9 protein-coding genes are annotated in these 10,850 nt (G+C 61.7%); 5 read left to right on the forward strand and 4 right to left on the reverse strand.

Annotation, left to right across the window (positions count from 1 at the left end; translation table 11 throughout):
* Positions 1 to 9: 9 nt before the first annotated feature.
* The 4 genes from ACE103_RS32240 to ACE103_RS32255 all read left to right on the forward strand — a co-directional run bounded on the left by ACE103_RS32240 (position 10) and on the right by ACE103_RS32255 (position 5,098).
* On the forward strand, positions 10 to 750 hold the full coding sequence (locus tag ACE103_RS32240) for a spore coat U domain-containing protein (protein ID WP_375776332.1): 741 nt from the start codon (positions 10 to 12) through the stop codon (positions 748 to 750).
* A gap of 84 nt (positions 751 to 834) precedes the next feature.
* Positions 835 to 1,578: a molecular chaperone gene (locus tag ACE103_RS32245; RefSeq protein WP_375776333.1), complete on the forward strand. Its 744-nt coding sequence runs from the start codon at positions 835 to 837 to the stop codon at positions 1,576 to 1,578.
* 40 nt (positions 1,579 to 1,618) lie between these two features.
* A complete protein-coding gene (locus ACE103_RS32250) occupies positions 1,619 to 4,018 on the forward strand; it encodes a fimbria/pilus outer membrane usher protein (protein WP_375776334.1) in 2,400 nt (799 codons plus the stop codon).
* An 87-nt stretch (positions 4,019 to 4,105) separates the two neighbouring features.
* The gene (locus tag ACE103_RS32255; RefSeq protein WP_375776335.1) at positions 4,106 to 5,098 is read left to right on the forward strand and encodes a spore coat protein U domain-containing protein; all 993 of its coding nucleotides are present in this window, start codon (positions 4,106 to 4,108) and stop codon (positions 5,096 to 5,098) included.
* Positions 5,099 to 5,208: 110 nt separating this feature from the next.
* Here ACE103_RS32255 and ACE103_RS32260 read toward each other — a convergent pair whose 3' ends face one another.
* Genes ACE103_RS32260 through ACE103_RS32270 form a run of 3 tightly spaced genes read right to left on the reverse strand, consistent with a single transcriptional unit; the run spans position 5,209 to position 7,625 of the window.
* Entirely contained in the window at positions 5,209 to 6,342 is a 1,134-nt protein-coding gene (locus tag ACE103_RS32260) for an iron-containing alcohol dehydrogenase (protein ID WP_375776336.1), read from the reverse strand.
* Positions 6,343 to 6,368: 26 nt separating this feature from the next.
* Entirely contained in the window at positions 6,369 to 6,806 is a 438-nt protein-coding gene (locus ACE103_RS32265; protein WP_092116247.1) for a cupin domain-containing protein, read from the reverse strand.
* A 3-nt stretch (positions 6,807 to 6,809) separates the two neighbouring features.
* Positions 6,810 to 7,625, reverse strand: a complete 816-nt coding sequence (locus ACE103_RS32270) for a helix-turn-helix domain-containing protein (protein ID WP_375776337.1) — start codon at positions 7,623 to 7,625, stop codon at positions 6,810 to 6,812.
* Between the two features lie 61 nt (positions 7,626 to 7,686).
* On the opposite strand from ACE103_RS32270, the gene ACE103_RS32275 reads away from it, so the two are divergent.
* A complete protein-coding gene (locus tag ACE103_RS32275; RefSeq protein ID WP_375781227.1) occupies positions 7,687 to 8,859 on the forward strand; it encodes an ABC transporter substrate-binding protein in 1,173 nt (390 codons plus the stop codon).
* 46 nt (positions 8,860 to 8,905) lie between these two features.
* On the opposite strand, the gene ACE103_RS32280 is transcribed toward ACE103_RS32275, so the two are convergent.
* Positions 8,906 to 10,582 carry an MFS transporter gene (locus tag ACE103_RS32280; protein ID WP_375776338.1) on the reverse strand — a complete coding sequence of 559 codons (1,677 nt, stop codon included), beginning with the start codon at positions 10,580 to 10,582 and terminating at the stop codon, positions 8,906 to 8,908.
* Positions 10,583 to 10,850 lie beyond the last annotated feature (268 nt).

Here is a 10,850-nt window from a genome sequence, read left to right on the forward strand (position 1 = left end):
CGATCAGGCATGGCGAAGCTTTCGCTCATGCAAAATTTACCCAATTTTGATTTTTTGGTTGACGACGACGGCCTGCGTGTTCGGGCACAATTGGCGATGAAAAAGAATTCATTGGAAGATATCGAAGAAGTTTGCCGGCTGACCACGAGAGCGGCCTGCCGGGCTTGCGATTCTTGTCGAACGATTCGCATTCGCGACGACCGTGGACCATTGCTGAAGCGACGAATCGGGCAGGCTTCGCGAATGGGAGCGGTCGCACTCTTCGTTGCCGTGGCATCCAGTTATCAAACGTTCGCCCAGGCCGGCACATCGACCGCAAACTTGACCGTTCAGATCACCATCACGGCGGCTTGCACAATCAACGCTGCGACGCTCAATTTCGGGAGCGTGTCCGGAACAACGCTCGCGACCACCTTGCAGTCGGGCAGCACAACCGTCTCGGTCACCTGCACCAATGGCAGCCCGTACTCCATCGCCATGGACAACGGAGCAAATGTGTCCGGCAGCCAGCGGCGGATGACGAATGCCGGGAATTTTATCAACTACAATCTCTATACTGATTCAGCCCATACCAACCCCTGGACCACGGCTACCAGCAGCACCACCTGCACGACCACGAACGGCTGCTTTCTCGGCACCGGTAACGGATCGGCGCAGACGGTCAACATTTACGGCACCGTTCCCGCTACCGGCACCGCACCGAGCACCGGCACCTACACGGACACGGTGGTCATGACCATCACCTATTGAAGAAGGGGCCGCGGCAGCGGCCCGCTGTTCCGTTGCATCTGCGTATCGACGAAACGCCTTCTTGGCGCACGATTTTGAAATCGATTGGGCATCGCGATGCATCAAAATTCGACTCTACTGGCCGCGTTTGCTGCAAGCCTGGCATTCATGGAGGTTGCCCATGCCACCGCGCTTCGCGTTGAACCCGTTCTCCTGGAACTGAATGCACCGGCGGCGGCGGCTTCCCTGACGCTACGCAATGACGAAGATGCCGACGTCGAGGTCCAGACCCGCGTGCTTCGCTGGTCGCAGTCCGACGGCAAGGAGAGTCTTGAACCGACAACCGATGTGGTGGCATCACCTCCGGCCGTCAGGATGGCACCTCATTCAGACTACGTCGTGCGGGTTGTGCGGGTGTCGAAACAGCCGGTCAATGGCGAAGAAAGCTATCGTGTCATCGTCGACCAATTGCCGCGAGCGGGCGGCAGCCAGGGTCGCAGCGTCAATCTTTTGGTACGACAGTCGATCCCGGCATTTTTTCGTAGCCGCGAGTTCAGTCGGCCACAAGTTAACTGGGCGCTCCGTACCGAAGCTGGCCAACTAACCGTCGTGACCAGCAATGCCGGCGACGAGCGGCTACGCATCGCAAACCTGCGGCTTAAGGATTCATCGGGAGCTACCTTGTCCTTTGGCAACGGTCTCCTCGGCTATGTCCTCGGACATTCCTCCATGAGTTGGGCCACGCCGAAATATCCTCGCGGCTTTGGATCTGGCGGATCCATCTCCGTCACGGCGGAAACGGACAAGGGCCAGACTCATGCGGTTATTGAGTCGCCGACTCGGCGGTAGACGAGGCTCCGCGCTTGTGTCCATCCTAGCACTCCTCGGCATGGTCCTCTGTGTCGGGCGTTCGCGCGCGGGGGAAAACCAGACAAATCTGCAACTCGATGTCGTGATCAATTCCATGCCCGCCCGAACAATCGGATCATTCGTACGGTTCGACGACGGTCGTATCGGCGGAACGGTAGAGGAACTCGAAAGCCTCGGCCTGCAACCGGGCCCGTCGCATCGACCGGGCGAGATCATCGCACTGGATGATATCCCGACCCTAAAGTATCGATATGAGGAGAGAACACAGCGGATATTCATTGCCGTCGACGAAGCCGGACGCAAGCCGCAGCTCTTTGACGCAGGCGGCTCCAGCGGGAACCTGCCAAGGGCGCGGGCCGATCCCGGTGCGGTACTGAATTATGACCTGTTGAGTTCAACCAGCAACGCAGCGACCCCGAGATTGATCGGGCTCGGTAACACATCGCTCTTGCTCGATGCTCGGGCGTTTTCGCCTTACGGCACCGCCGAACAGTCGGCGATCGTCCGCACTGGTCCGCAGCAGCCTGCGCAGGCGACACGACTGAATTCGTCTTTCCAGTATTCCGACCAGGACCGGATGATCGGCTACGTTGCTGGGGATACGATCAACGGCGGACTGGCCTGGTCACGGCCGATCAGGATCGGTGGCCTCCAGGCTCAACGCGATTTTACCCTGCGGCCCGACCTCATCACTGCGCCGCTCGCGACCATCGGCGGTAGCGCGGCAGTGCCGTCAACCGTCGATGTCTATGTCAACAACATCAAGACATTTTCTCAGGACGTCGCGTCCGGCCCTTTCAGCGTGAACAACGTACCGCTGATTTCCGGCGCCGGTACGACGCAACTCGTGGTGCGGGATTCGGCAGGTCACGAAATCCAGACGTCGGCGCCGTTCTATGCGACCTCGAGCCTGCTTGCGCCCGGGCTGAGCAGTTGGTCGGTGGAGGGCGGATTGCCGCGGCTGTCCTACGGCTCGAGCAGCGACGTCTACGTCGGCTCGCCGGTCGGCTCTGCAACCCTGCGACGAGGTATCTACGACGGCGTGACGGCGGAGGCACACGTCGAAGGCGGAGCCGGCGTGATCAACGGTGGCATCGGTGGTATCTTCAGGACCGGGACGATCGGTGTCGCCGCCGTGGCCCTGGCCGGCAGCGGAAGCGGCACGAACCGCGGTCTGCAGAGCTACGCTTCCTATGAGACCCGGCTCTTCGGCGTGAGCATTTCGGCGAGTTCGCAACACACCTTCGGCACCTATGACGACCTTGCCTCGGCGACCGCACGATTGCAAAACATCGTGACGTTGAACGGCGGCCTGCAAAACCTGAACGGTCTGTTCAACTACCTGCCCGGCAGTATCGCCCCGTTGTCGAACTCGTTTGCTTATGTGACCGGCATCTATGGCAGCGCCCGTGCGCCTGTCGCACTCGATCGCATCACTTTCAGCGCTCCGATGCCGTTCGACCCCCGGGCCAGCCTGAGTGCAAGCTTTGTCGGTCTACGCGATGACTCAGGCCATCGTTCCAATATCGTGACGGCCTCTTACTCGCGTTCGTTGCCCTACAATGCGTCGATATTCTCCACCGTCTTCCACGATTTCCGCTCCAAGAAGAATACCGGCGTGTTTGCCGGTTTGAGCATCCCTTTTGGCGACTCAGCTTCGATCACGACCGGGGTTTCCAGCGGACGGAGCGGTACAACCGGTAGCGTTGATGCCGTCAAGTCGCTTGGGCCGGAGCCCGGCAGCTATGGCTGGCGCGTCCACGATTCCGAGGGATCATCGAGGTACCGGGAGGCCACAGCTTCCTACAGGTCGAGCTACGGCACCATCCAGGCAGGCGCAAGCCAGGCCGGATCCGGCAGCGTGGGGTCACTGGAATTGCGTGGGTCGATCACGACCATGGGAGGTGGCGTTTTCCTTTCGAACTGGATCGACGACAGTTTCGCGGTGGTCGCGACTGGCGTGCCGGATGTCGAGGTCCTCAGCGAGAACCGCCGGGCGGGTGTCACCGATTCCAGCGGCATGCTGCTGATCCCGACGCTCCGGTCCTACCAGAAGAACAAGATTGCGATCGACCCGACGAACCTTCCGGTCGACGACGAAGCAGCAACGACGCACGACATCGTCGCTCCGGCTGATCGCGCCGGGATGCTCGTCAGATTCGACGTCCGCAAGGAGACGATGGCTGCGCTGGTTACCTTTGTCGGGCCTGACAATCGCGTTCTGCCGGCCGGGGCCGTCGGCCACATGACCGGCGGAGGCGGGTTTGTCGTCGGCTACGACGGACAAGCCTATATCAAGGGGCTATCGTCGATGAACGAAGCCGAAATCGAGTTAGCCGACGTGCGCTGCCACGCAACGTTCGCGTTTGTTCCAAGGCCAGGCGAACAGGTCCGGATTCCTGGCGTCGCGTGCCGATGATGCAGTCATTCATACGTAAACAGTGTCTTCGTACATCAATCTCCTCGATCATCCATTCCGACCAACGCGCATTGTGAGATCGAAATCGTGGTCATCGGCTCAAAGCGAACATTGCTCGTCGCCTTGCTCCTGCAATTTGCGGCATCGTTTTCGGCCCACGCCCAAAGCTGCTCCGTTACCTCGGCGTCCGGCAACTATGGATCTGTCGACATTCTGGCGGGCGGCGCCGTCGATACGACCTCGACATTTACCGTTACATGCAGCGGCTGTGCGCTCGGCTGTACGGTCAATGCGTGTGTGCAATTCAACCAGGGGGCGCCCAACAGCAGCAGCTCGGTTCGATCGCTGGGAAGTGGAGCGAATACGGCAATACACGAGCTCTATTTGGATTCCGGGCGCACGCAGGTCTGGGGATCCTGGGGATACGGAACCACCGCGTATGGCTCCGGTGGCGTCAGCATCAATCTCAGCCTTCCTCTTTTGGGTGGGCCCGCGCAACAAAGTCTGACCGTCTATGGGCGCTTCCTTGCCAATCAGCAGGCAACAATACCTGGGACCTACGTCTGGAGTACGACCTCTCCGGTCGTCGCCTACGCGGCCTATCTTCTTACAAGCCCGAATTGTTCGTCGAACCCGGGAACGACGACAAATGCAGGCTCCTCACCATGGACGGCGACAATCGCCGGAAATTGCATTGTTTCGACCACGCCGCTCAACTTCGGTAACGCTTCGCTGTTGACGTCGAATATTGACGGCGTTGGGACGATTTCGGTGAAGTGCACCAATACGACCCCCTACTCGATCGGCCTCGACAACGGACTACACGCAAGCGGCAGCCAGCGGCGCATGCAGGCTAGCTCCAGCTTCATCAACTATAATCTTTATACGGACGCGGCGCGGACCGGCGCCTGGACGAGTACGACATCCGCCACGACCTGCACGTCTGGCGCCAATACCTGCGTGCTTGGCACAGGAACAGCGTTGAACCAGAGCGTTTCAGTCTACGGGCGCGTTCCACCGCAAATCTCGCCCCCTCCAGGAGCCTACGCCGACACCATCGTCGTCACCGTGACCTTCTAGCCCGATCTTCCCGGACCAGCGGTTTGAAAACTCGAAAGATAAAATCGACACGCAAGCTGCATCGAAGCAGCCGTTCGGCATCGCCGGCCAGAATCATCGCTGCGGTCAACTCACTCCCAAGCCGCCTGGAAAATGGCGCGGTAGCCGTCGGCATCCACAGGACGCGGATTGGTGGCGGTGGAATGATCCCTCGCCGCCTTCTCCGCCATGTCGTCCAGTACCGAGGCCGGCACACCCATGGCACGCAGGCCGCGCGGCAGATTGAGCTCGGCATTGAGCGCAGCGAAGAACGCGGCGACGTCGGCATCATCAGCCAGACCGAGCGCCAGCCGCAGCCGCGGCAGCTTGACCGCGATCACTGGGCCATTGTAGCGCATCACGGCAGGCATCAGCACGGCATTGAGTGTGCCGTGATGCAGGCTCGGCGACGCGAGGCTGCCAAGCGCGTGCGACAACCCGTGCACCGCGCCAAGCCCCTTCTGGAAGCACAGGCCGCCCTGCAGCGCGCCCATCATCACTTCGGCGCGGGCGTCGCGGTCGTCGCCCGCCGTCACGGCATGCTTGAGATGGCCGACGATGCGCGCCGCGCCATCGAGGGCGATCGCATCCGCCGGCGGATTGAAGCGCGGCGACAGATAGGTCTCGACGCAATGCGACAATGCGTCCATGCCGGTCGCGGCCGTCAACGCCGGTGGCAGGCCGAGCGTCAGCAACGGATCGCAGATGGCCCGCGCCGGGATCAGATGCGGACTGATCAGGCCGACCTTGCGGCCGTCCTCGAGCGTGATGAGGGCAGCGCGGCCAACCTCGCTTCCGGTGCCGGCGGTGGTCGGAATCGCGATCACCGGCGCGACGGCGGCGGTGATCCGCGCGACACCGCCGTCGATCGCGGCGTATTGCGCGAGCGGGCCTTCATGGCTGGCGAGCAGCGCCACCGCCTTGGCGAGATCGATCGGCGAGCCGCCGCCGAGCGCGACGAGGCCGTCGCATCCGGCCTCACGATAGCGTGCGAGCGCCTGCTGCGTCGCACGCTCGGTCGGATTCGGCGGCGTCGCGTCGAACACCACCGGCGCAGTGCCGAGCGAGGCGGTCACGCGCGCCGCCAGGCCGGCCGCGACAATGCCGCGGTCGGTAACGAGCATCGGCCGACGGATACCGAGCGCTGCGATCTCATCGCCGAGCGCGTCCGCCTCGCCGAAGCCGAAGCCGAAGCGAATGGTGGTGAGATAGGTGATCAGCGCCATGGCCTGTCGTCCGTTGCGTCGATCGATCAGAGATCGGTGCGTTCTTCGGCGATATCGCGACGCTGCTCCATGTTGAAGCGCCCCGCATAGATCGGCCGCCCGCCGGTGGTCGGACCGGGATATTGCACGATCAGGATATCGCCGCCGGTCGCGGTCTCGAACTTGCCTTCGAAATGCGGATCCGGATGAAAGATCATCGTGCCCGGCGTGTAGAGATTGTCGTCGATCCTGAATTCGCCGCTCAGGATGTACCAGACCTGCGCGAACTCGTGATTGTGGATCGGATGATGCGCGCCAGGCTCCAGCCGCAGGATGCCTGCGTTCGGCTCGGTCGGCCGCTCCGGCCGCGGGTGGAACAGCATCTTGCCGGTCTCGCCAGGCCAGCGGATGGTCTCCCACTCCACATCGTCGATGTGCTTCGCCTCATACGGCAGGTGCCTGCCGGTCGCGGTTGCGGTCTGCATGGATCAGTCTCCTTGGGGCTTGCTCTTGGGTGATCGATGTGGGGCGGCGGCGCTCGGCACGCGCCACCAGTCGAAATGCTCGACCTTCTGCGGCGACTTCGCGACCACCATCAGGATGCGCGCTTCATCCTCGCTGATGTTGTCGGCGCGGTGCGGCAGCTCGGAATTGAGGAAAATGCCTTCACCGGGCGCGAGATCGAACACCTCGGCGCCGACGTGGAAGCGGATGCGACCGCTGATCACGTAGCAGTATTCCTGTCCCGGATGCGACACCATCAGGTCCATCCGGTTCTTGCGCGGGAACGAGAGGTGAAACACCTCCAGATCATCGTTCGGCATGCCGCCCGCGAACAAGCGCCAGCGATAGCCGGTGCTCGGGATGCTCTGGTCCTCACCATCGTCACCATGGCGATGCAGCGTGACGTGGCTGCGCGACTGGTCCTGCGGTGCGGCGAACAATTCACTGACGCCAATGTCGAGCGCCTGCGCGATCTGGATCAGGTTGGCAACGGAGCTCGACACCTGGCCGCGCTCGAGGCGCGACACGAAGGCGTCGGACAGCCCGGTGCTGTCGGCCAGATCCTTCAGCTTCATGCCACGTTCCTCCCGCAGCGAGCGAATGCGTGCTCCAAGCCTCGCCAGCGTCTCGTCCTGCGTCTTCATTGCTCCGACCCTCTCTTGAATTTGCTTCCTTGTCAATAAAAATTGCTCTACAAGCAATTTTATTGCGCCCGATGTTGAGACTTCTGGAAATTCCCGGCAGTTCTCCGCATCGATGCACAAGCGAATTGCGTACCACGCAACAAAACCAAACCGCAAACAACGACCTCCGGAGGAGCACCCGACCATGACAACGACTCTCAGGGCCTTATGGGCGGCGATGACCGCGACGTTGCTGCACATTCACGTCGCGCACGCCGCGATGTCCGACAATGTGATCCGCATCGGAGTCCTCAACGACCGCTCCGGCGCCTATGCCGACCTCGGCGGCGAAGGCTCGGTCATCGCAGCGAAGATGGCGGCGGAGGAATTCGGCAACAGCATCGGCGGCGTGCCGATCGAGATCGTCTCGGCCGATCACCAGAACAAGCCGGACATCGGACTTGGCATCGTGCGGCGCTGGTTCGACACCGAGAAAGTCGATGCCGTTGCCGACATCTCCAATTCCGGCGTCGGTTTCGCGGTGACCGCGCTCGCCAAGGAACGCAACAAGATTGTGCTGAACGCGTCGGCCTCCTCGGACTTCACCGGCAAGGCTTGCACCCGCACCTCGTTCCAGTGGGTCTACACGAGCTATACCAACGGCTACGGCCTCGCACGGGCGCTCACCGCGCAGAAGCTCGACAGCTGGTTCCTGATCACGGTGGACTATTCGTTCGGCCACGCCTTCGCCGCCGACATGCGCCGCGCGGTCGAGAGCGGCGGCGGCAAGGTGATCGGCGAGGTGCGCCACCCGCTCAACACCGCCGACTTCAGTTCGGTGCTGCTGCAGGCGCAGGCGTCCGGCGCCAAGGTGATCGCGCTGGCCAACGCCGGCGCCGACATGACCAACTCGGTGAAGCAGGCCGCCGAGTTCGGCATCACCCGCGGACAGGCATTGGTGGCGCCGACCGTTTTCCTCACCGACGTCGACGCGATGGGCCTTGCGGCCGCGCAGAACCTGCAGTTCGTCACCGCGTATTACTGGGACCGCGATGCCGAGTCGCGGGCGTGGGCCAACAGGTTCTTTGAGAAGGTTGGGCGGATGCCGACCATGACCCAGGCCGGCGTCTATTCAGCCGTGCGTCACTATTTGCGTGCGGTGCAGGCCGCAAATTCCGACGATGGCCTCGCTGTCGCGGCCAAGATACGCGAATTGCCGGTAACCGACGCGTTCGCTCGCGGCATGGTCCGTACCGACGGCCAGTTCGTGCACGACATGTACCTGGCGCGCGTCAAGACACCGGCGGCGTCGAGCCGACGATGGGACTACTACGACATCGTCGCGACGATTCCCGCCGAGCAGGCCTTTCGCCCGCTCGGCGAAGGTGGCTGTGAGCTGGTCTCGCAGTAACGACGCAGGCGGACGGTGGCAAACGCCATCGTCCGCCATCGCAGCTTCAATCCAACGGACGGCCACGCGTCTCCGGCACGAAGCAGATCGCAACAACAAAGGCGAAGCCAGACACGATCACCGGATACCACAATCCAAAGTACGGATTGCCGGAATACACATTCATCGCCGTGACGACGAAGGACAGCATGCCTCCGACCCAGCCGGCGCCCACATGGAACGGAAACGAGAGGGACGTATATCGAATGCGCGCCGGAAACAGTTCGACCATGAAGGCCGCCATCGGGCCGTATACCATCGCCAGATAGAGCACGAGCACGAACAGAAGCCCGAATACCGCGGGGCGGTTGATCTTCGAAAGATCGGCGGACGACGGCCATCCCGCCGAGACCAACGCCTTCCTGAGGCTGTCGGGGTTGAAGCCTTCGACGACCTGTCCCGCGATCTTGACCGTGGTCGGTGCGCCCGGGGCTGCTGGCTCCGATCGATATTGAACGCCAAGATCAGTCAGAAAGCCGGTGATCTTGTCGCATTCCGTGGTCGCCTCGGCAAACAGACGGAAATTGCAGTCGCGCGCCGTGACGACAATATCGGTGCTCTCGAGGAAGCGCTCCAGGGCAGGATTTGCATAGTGCGTCAGGCCTTTGAAGATCGGCTGGATGGTGACAGCCGCAAGCAAGCAGGCCATCGCCATGATGGGCTTGCGGCCGATGCGATCGGACAACCAGCCGAAGAAGACATACAGCGGCGTGACCACCACGAGGGCCGGCCCGATCAGCAATTGCACGTCGTCCATCGGCACTTTCAGGGTCTTGTTGAGAAAGAACATCGAATAGAAGTGTCCGGTGCCGAAGATCGCGCCAAGGCCTGCAGCAACGACGAACAACAGGACGACGTATTTGAGGTTCGCGGCGTGTGTAAAGCTCTCCGTGACCGGCGCCTTGGACGTTGCGCCGGCAGCCTTCATGCGCTGGAACGTGGGCGATTCATGCAACTTCGCCCGGAAGTAGACCGATACGACCAGCAACAGCAGCGACAGCACGAATGGCAGACGCCAGCCCCAATCGTGGAACTGCGCATCGGAAAGAATGAGCTTCAACCCGAAGACGACGATAATGGAGCTCAGAAGCCCAAGCGTCGCTGTGGTCTGAAGTGAGCTGGTGTACGCGCCACGCCGGTTGACCGGCGAGTGCTCCGCGACATAGGTCACGGCTCCGCCAACTTCGCCGCCAAGCGCCAGACCCTGCAGCAAGCGGCAAAGCACGAGCCCGTACGTCGCGGCGATGCCGATTTGATCGTAGGTCGGGAGCAATCCCACGCCAACCGTGGCGACGCCCATGAGGATGATGGTCACCAGAAACGTCTTCTTGCGTCCGACCATGTCCCCCAGGCGGCCGAAGAACAGCGCCCCGATCGGGCGAATGAGGAAGCCGGCGCCAAACGTTGCGAGGCTTGCGAGGAATGCCGCCGTCTCATTGCCCTTCGGAAAGAACAGGTGCCCGAGCTGAACGGCAAGGGCCGCGTAGATGTAGAAGTCGTACCATTCGAGCAGCGCGCCAAAGGACGATGCCAGTACGACCTTCTTCTCCTCGGCGGTCATTGCGGAAGTCGCGCCAATGGCGCGCGCAGAATGCAGCGTGTCCGTCATCGTCCCCTCACCTCTCATCTTATGTTGTGTAATTGAGATGTATACTGAGCATATCACTTTTGCGACAGCAGACAATACGGAATCGACGCGGGTTCTATTCAGCCGAAATAAGCATATATTCCGCGACATAACCCGATTCAGGACAAGTTGGATGCACCAATATTTCATCAGTACACAAACGAATTATAGACCCTGATCGACGCCTGACGACTGACATCTGTGTCAAATCTCGACCAGCGCGGGCAAAAAAAATCCCGCGGAGACGCGGGATGGGCAGGGAGCTTGTCGTCGAAACGTGCGGGCACGATCGCCGGCTATTGCGCAGTCGATTCTGCCGCCGAGC

Origin of the sequence: Bradyrhizobium sp. ma5 (assembly GCF_042258955.1) — a bacterium.
GTDB lineage: Bacteria > Pseudomonadota > Alphaproteobacteria > Rhizobiales > Xanthobacteraceae > Bradyrhizobium.